Below are 1962 nucleotides of genomic sequence, written 5' to 3'. Positions count from 1 at the left end.
CCTGACGGTCACGCACACTGCGATGCCACCGCTTTCGGCGAGGCGGGCCGCGACCCTGGACGCGAGACCATTCCCGCCTTGAACCCGTAGCTCTGGCGAAGGCACCACATGGAATATTTTCGAGCACAAGGAACATGTCAGCCCACGGGTGTTTAGGCCGCAATGACAATCATCGCCGTCACGACAATGAACTACCCTCTCGCCGTCTTCCCTGGCCCGAAGCGACGCAGGCTCTCAGCAATTGCGCGACTGGAACGAAGCCGCGGCAAGTGGCTGGCGCAGAAGCGGATCCACATGACCGGTAAGCAGAAACAGGAGCCGGTCGCTGGCAGCGAACCACAATGCGGCTGCCATGAGCCGTGCGGTTCCAGATGGTTGGCTGCATTCCAAGATCGACAACCGAAACAACAAGCGCCTTTAGGGTCTGCCTGCGCGCGTGGCCTCGAAAGCCTTGGCCATGAACGATGACCCTGTGGATTCGCTCGCCAACGCAATTCACCACCGCAGCGCAATTCTGTTTGTTGGGGCAGGGGTGTCGATCAGTGTTGGACTCCCTTCTTGGGAGAAGCTGATAGAGCGAATGGCAAAGGAGCTCGGTGTCGACGACGAATTTTCCATGCGACGCGATCGTTTTCAAACCCTGGCCGAGTACTATCGGATCAAGCATGGCAGCATCGGGCCACTTCGCAGTTGGATGGACCGAAATTGGTCTGTCCCCAAGGACCGGATCGAGAAATCCGAGTTGCATCGTCTCATCGTGAAGCTCGATTTCCCTGTCATCTACACAACCAATTATGACCGTAACCTGGAACTGGCTTATGAAATATACGGTCGGGACTACGTGAAAGTGGCCAATGCACGCGATGTGGCGCAGGCCCGCCAGGGCGTTACCCACATCGTCAAATTCCATGGTGATTTCGACGAGGATTCTTCCCTCGTCCTCACCGAGACGGACTACCTTGATCGCCTCTCCTTCAATTCTCCGCTGGACGTGCGTTTTCGCTCGGATGCACTCGGCAGCACGATCCTCTTCATTGGCTATAGCCTTTCCGACCCAAACATTCGGTTGTTGCTGCACCGTCTCTGGCAGACGTGGCATCGGTCCGGCTATGAGAAAGATCGCCCGCCGTCGTTCATCTTCATGACCAGCCGAAACCCTGTGGAGGAGGCCGTGCTTGGACGTTGGGGCATTTCGGTCGTCGTCGGCGAAATCGACGAGCCGCAAGCTGCTTTGGTGGACTTCCTCAGCCGGCTGGCGGAGATGGTTGGGGACGGAGCCGAGCCTGGAGAGACGACCCATGAGGGGACCGTCGTCAGACAAAGAGCGATTGAAACAGTCAGGTCCAGGGGCAGCTAGGCGGGCTCTCAAGGAACGCCCTACGGCAGAGAACGTCGTTCCAGAGGCGATCATAGCCAGTTTGTGTGGCCAGTTTGAAAATCGCATCCCATAGAGCATGGATCTCCCATGTGAGCTTTCAACTATTCTGGCGGACGCGCTGGAACATTCTCGCATCAACAAGCTTCGAAGGGGGCACTGTTCCCGTTCAGTGTGTTTTCCCCCTGTGAGACTGCCCGCCGCCGAAAGGTGGCGGGCTTTTTTGTTGGGATGCAACCTTGGACATTATAGCGACTTTGGCCGGACACGCGCAGCGTCGCTTCCCATCATCGGTGCCTGAAGTTGGCGACAGCTTCGAAGTCCTCCCGATGCGATCGCAATTTTTGGGATAGATGTTCGTGTGGTGCCTGTCGGCGACCTGGACGCTGCCTTACCAGAACCGGCCTCCTCCGGTCCGAACCACGGCGCTGGAACCTGATGAAAAGATCGATGTTCGGTATGCAGCTTGCCCTGCACAGCCAAGCGGTCTGGTGCGGCCCGTCGCCGCCTGGTCTGTTCAGCGGCGGGCCTTTGTGTGGTGATGACGCCACCGGCATTATTTGGGCCAGCTGGGAACCTGTGTCGCG

1 protein-coding gene is annotated in these 1962 nt (G+C 58.1%); it reads left to right on the top strand.

The genetic code is table 11. The features are described from left to right. Nucleotides 1–457 precede the first annotated feature (457 nt). A complete protein-coding gene (locus EN879_RS33760; protein ID WP_013525092.1) occupies nt 458–1357 on the top strand; it encodes an SIR2 family protein in 900 nt (299 codons plus the stop codon). Nucleotides 1358–1962: the final 605 nt, after the last annotated feature.

Origin of the sequence: Mesorhizobium sp. M7A.F.Ca.AU.002.02.1.1 (assembly GCF_003998535.1) — a bacterium.
Taxonomy (GTDB): Bacteria; Pseudomonadota; Alphaproteobacteria; order Rhizobiales; family Rhizobiaceae; genus Mesorhizobium; species Mesorhizobium ciceri.
This window is presented reverse-complemented; position numbering and strand designations above follow the sequence as displayed.